The sequence below is a fragment of the Serratia sp. (in: enterobacteria) genome, from assembly GCF_046715635.1.
Lineage (GTDB): Bacteria > Pseudomonadota > Gammaproteobacteria > Enterobacterales > Enterobacteriaceae > Chania.
Genome location: NZ_JBKJYW010000189.1, coordinates 1 through 3,124 on the forward strand (window position 1 = coordinate 1; position 3,124 = coordinate 3,124).

The following is a 3,124-nucleotide window of genomic DNA, read 5'->3' on the forward strand; positions in this document are numbered from 1 at the left end:
CATGCCTTGGGTAGAGAGCCGCCAGTAGCGCTCGCTGGAGGTATCAAACGGCGGCAGCAGGCTTTCCCACTGGGCATTCAACCGCAGGCGCTCCGGGCAATAGATAATATTATCCAGCACCAGATCGTGTACCGACTCGTAGCTATGGCAATCGCTGGCACGGATATAAAAAATATCCCCGCAGGTGATCCGGTAAGGGCGATCGTTTAGCACATGCAGGCCATTGCCACGCCAAACGATCACCATCTCGCAAAACTGGTGAGTATGCGTGGCAAATCCCATCTGCGGATAGCGCTCCGCCACGGCCACCGGCATCTGTACAGAGGGCAGGTAATCGCGGCTATCTAACAGTAATGTCTCCCTCATCTCACACCTTTTCTATTTGGCACGACTGGGCATTATTGCCGAACCCACGGCGAGGAAAATTGACGCAGTCGTGATTTTCACGTCGCTAGCGCATGCCACGTAGCGCACGGGGTGGGCAGGTAAACTCGCGCTTGAACAGGGTCGAAAAATGGTTGCTGTCGCCGAAGCCACAGCGAAAAGCGATATCGGTGATACTGCTATCGCTGTGGCACAACATATGGCGCGCCTGTAGCAAACGCAGGTGGGTCAGGTAGCGCTGTGGCGTCATGTTGGTGTGCTGTTTCAGTTGCCGGTGCAGCGTACGCAGCGGGATGGCAAAACGATCGGCCAGTTCGGACCACTCGATCGATTCAGCATAGTGGCCCTGTAGCCAGTCCAACAACTGATGCAAACGCCCTTCCTGATCGTCTCCCTGCCGGGCCAGGCAGCCCTGCCACAGCTGCACCAGCAGTTGCATAAACACGCTTTCATGCAGCGCAATCTCTTCAGGTCGATCGCCTGTAGGTGCCGCCGTAAGTTGCGCAATCAGCCCCTTGACCTGTTGCAACACCTGTTGGCTGATGCGCCAATGAGCCGGGTAGACGCCATCAGCCTCACGCGGCAGGAACTGTTCCACGCCGGAAACAAAGCGGAAAGCGTCCGGCGCGCGGAACAGAATATTGGTCAGGATCAGGCCGTCGGTCTGTTCAAACAGGTGGCGATCGTGATCGCGCACAAAACAGACGCAACCACTGTTCAAGGTATAAGGGTTGCCGTTAAACACATGCACCCCCGCCCCCTGTTCAACAATCACAATTTCGTAAAAATCATGGTGATGTTCTGGAAAAGCCTGCTGCGGCTCGCGGGGTTCGATCACCACGGGCGCGCTGCAGGAAGGGAAAAAATCACTACTGTGCAATAGGTTCATCTTGCCCCCCGGAGCTTTGGCGCGGCGGGATTACCGCGCAACGTCGGTAATCGATAGTAAGAGAAGCGTCCGGCAACAAACCTTAAGGTTTTGACCGAAAAGCGCGCTAAAGCTGCGCGTTTTTTAAGAAAGCCGTAGCAATGTTGAGAAATGCGTACAAGGTCACAACCGGGCGAAAACCGGCCCGAGTCGCAAACTGTGAACTACTTCACCTTTACCTTTGCCATTTTGCCAATCCCCCTCTGGCGTTGGCAGTGGCGAGAAGGCCCGGACAGCGGCAACTTCCTACACTGCTCGCATCAAGCAATCACGGGCTTTCTCTCATGACTATTCGCAATACTGTCGCCATCGACCTTGGAGCCTCCAGTGGGCGAGTGATGCTGGCGAGCTATCAACCGCAACAGCAGCAACTCCAGCTGCGTGAAGTCAGCCGCTTCACCAACCGTTTGCAGCACCGGGCCGGGCAAGACTGCTGGGATCTGGATGCACTGGAAGGCAATATCCGTCAGGCGCTAGCGCAGCTTGATGCAGAAGGTATTCGCCTTGATAGCATCGGCATCGATACCTGGGGCGTGGATTTTGTGCTGCTGGATGCACAAGGTGAGCGGGTCGGCCAGGCCGTTTCCTACCGTGATGCCCGCACCCAGGGGCTGATGGCAACAGCCCAGCAGGATCTGGGCCGCAGCAATATCTATCAACGCACCGGCATTCAATTCCTGCCTTTCAATACGCTGTACCAATTACGTGCCCTGCGCGAACAGCAGCCAGAACTGATAGATCGCGTGGCTCACCTGTTGCTGATCCCGGATTACCTGCACTTTCGCCTGACGGGGGAGCTGAACTGGGAATACACCAATGCCAGCACCACCCAGCTCCTGAATATTGAAAGCGATCAATGGGATGAGGAACTGTTGGCCTGGGCCGGGGTACCGGCCAATTGGTTTGGCAAACCGACGCCTCCGGGCAACCGCGTGGGCTATTGGACCAGCGCTAGCGGCCAACAGATCCCGGTGGTTGCCGTGGCAACGCACGACACCGCCAGCGCGGTACTCGCTACGCCATTGCAAGACGCCGATGCCGCCTACCTCAGCTCCGGCACCTGGTCGCTGATGGGCATCGAAAGCCCAATCCCGGTGGTTCATCCGGCGTCATTGGCGGCCAATATCACCAATGAGGGTGGCGCAACGGGCTATCGGGTACTGAAAAACATCATGGGCCTGTGGCTGCTGCAACGTGCCACTCAGGAACTGAATATCAGCGATCTGCCAGCCCTGATCGCTCAGGCGGCCCAACAGCCAGCCTGCCGTTCATTGGTCAATCCCAACGACGATCGCTTTATCAATCCGGCCAACATGTGCCAAACCATTCAGGATAGTTGCCGCGAACGCGGGATGCCGATGCCGAAAACCGCCGCCCAACTGGTGCGCTGCATCTTCGACAGCCTCGCCATGCTCTATCGCCAGGTCGCACAGGAGTTGGCGACGATGCATGGCCGCCCGCTGAGTCATCTGCATATCGTCGGCGGCGGCAGCCAGAATCATGTTCTTAATCAGCTGTGTGCCGATGCCTGCGGGCTGGCCATCAGCGCCGGGCCAATCGAAGCCTCAACCCTGGGCAACGTCGGCTGCCAGTTGATGGCCTTGGACGCCATCAGCGACATTGGGCAGTTCCGCCGTATCGTGGCACAGAACTTCCCACTGCAACACTTTACCCCTCGCGACAATCCAGACTTTGCCGCCCACTGGTCGCAATTTCAGTCGTTGAGTCAATTACCTAAGGAACTTTGCATATGAAAAGCTCGATCGATCAAGCTTGGGAACTGGCAAAACAGCGCTTTGCTGCCGTTGGCGT

3 protein-coding genes are annotated in these 3,124 nt (G+C 57.1%); 1 reads left to right on the top strand and 2 read right to left on the bottom strand.

What is annotated here, in order from left to right:
• Together ACLQ7H_RS09340 and rhaS are read right to left on the bottom strand one after the other, a co-directional pair.
• Positions 1-366 (bottom strand): AraC family ligand binding domain-containing protein (locus tag ACLQ7H_RS09340; protein WP_411752416.1); only part of this gene is annotated, 366 nt, incomplete at its 3' end.
• Between the two features lie 85 nt (positions 367-451).
• Entirely contained in the window at positions 452-1,273 is an 822-nt protein-coding gene (rhaS, locus tag ACLQ7H_RS09345; RefSeq protein WP_411752417.1) for an HTH-type transcriptional activator RhaS, read from the bottom strand.
• 377 nt (positions 1,274-1,650) lie between these two features.
• Between rhaS and rhaB the strand changes: the two genes are divergently transcribed.
• Complete coding sequence (gene rhaB / locus ACLQ7H_RS09350; RefSeq protein ID WP_411752418.1) at positions 1,651-3,066, top strand: rhamnulokinase; 1,416 nt, start codon at positions 1,651-1,653, stop codon at positions 3,064-3,066.
• Positions 3,067-3,124 lie beyond the last annotated feature (58 nt).

Bases quoted from the DNA above. Each gene is read 5' to 3' on its own strand.
- rhaS (WP_411752417.1), bottom strand. From the start codon at position 1,273: ATGAACCTATTGCACAGTAGTGATTTTTTCCCTTCCTGCAGCGCGCCC.
- rhaB (WP_411752418.1), top strand. From the start codon at position 1,651: ATGCTGGCGAGCTATCAACCGCAACAGCAGCAACTCCAGCTGCGTGAA.